At 70.2% G+C, this 550-nt stretch carries 1 protein-coding gene; it reads left to right on the top strand.

Annotated elements, in window-relative coordinates; translation table 11 throughout:
* Window positions 1-446 (top strand): class II aldolase/adducin family protein (locus HWY05_RS37675; protein WP_176061481.1); only part of this gene is annotated, 446 nt, incomplete at its 5' end.
* Window positions 447-550 lie beyond the last annotated feature (104 nt).

Raw genomic sequence — 550 nt, 5'->3', positions numbered from 1 at the left:
CCGCCCACACGCACTCGACCTACGGCAAGGCCTGGTCGACGCTGGGCCGCCCGCTGGCGCCGCTGACCCAGGACGCCTGCGTGTTCTACGAGGACCACGCGCTGTTCGACGACTTCACCGGCATGGTGGTCGACACCAGCGAGGGCGATCGCATCGCGCAGGCGCTGGCCAAGCCCGAGGGCGGCACGCACAAGGGCGTGATCCTGAAGAACCACGGCATCCTGACCGGCGGCCCGACGGTCGAGGCGGCGGCCTGGTGGTACATCGCGCTCGACAACGTCGCGCATACCGCCCTGCTCGCCGAAGCGGCCGGCACCACCCAGCCGATCGACGCGGCCACCGCGCGCCACACGCATGGCCAGATCGGCAAGCCCGACGGCGCGCTGCAGGCCTTCGAAAGCCTCTACGCGGGGCTGGTCGAGCAGGAACCCGAGCTGCTCGACTGACCGCCGTTCCCGATTCCAGGGGCCGGCCATGCACCGGCCCCGCCACCTTCACGCCACTGCTCGCTACGTTGAGGAATCCGATATGTCTCGTCCGCTCGATACCG

The organism is Paraburkholderia sp. BCC1876 (assembly GCF_902833695.1).
Taxonomy (GTDB): domain Bacteria; phylum Pseudomonadota; class Gammaproteobacteria; order Burkholderiales; family Burkholderiaceae; genus Paraburkholderia.
This window is presented reverse-complemented; position numbering and strand designations above follow the sequence as displayed.